Source organism: Komagataeibacter intermedius TF2, assembly GCF_000964425.1.
Lineage (GTDB): Bacteria > Pseudomonadota > Alphaproteobacteria > Acetobacterales > Acetobacteraceae > Komagataeibacter > Komagataeibacter intermedius.
This window is the reverse complement of sequence record NZ_BANF01000649.1, coordinates 1-392: the sequence shown is the minus strand read 5'-3', so window position 1 is coordinate 392 and position 392 is coordinate 1. Positions and strand designations below refer to the sequence as shown.

Annotated in this window: 1 protein-coding gene; it reads left to right on the top strand. The window is 58.2% G+C overall.

Annotated elements, in window-relative coordinates; genetic code table 11:
• A partial coding sequence (locus B7449_RS18895) for an aldo/keto reductase (protein ID WP_048884086.1) occupies window positions 1–392 on the top strand: 392 nt, incomplete at both ends.

The following is a 392-nucleotide window of genomic DNA, read 5'->3' as shown; positions in this document are numbered from 1 at the left end:
GATCGGAAAGAAAGCATCGCTACCATCCATGCCGCGCTGGACGCTGGGATCACGCTTCTCGACACCGGCGATTTTTATGGCATGGGCCATAACGAAATGCTGATCGGTGAGGCGATCAAGGATATTCCTCGCGACAGATTCCTCGTCAGCGTCAAGTTTGGTGCGATGCGCGACCCGGGTGGCAACTGGGGCTCCTACGACGCACGGCCTGCTGCCATGAAAAACTTCCTGGCCTATACCTTGCAACGGCTCGGGCTTGATCATGTCGACATCTACCGGCCTGCACGGCTGGACCCGGCTGTGCCTATCGAGGATACGATTGGCGCCATCGCCGAGATGGTTCAGGCGGGTTATGTCCGGCATATCGGTCTTTCGGAAGTTGGCCCGGAAAC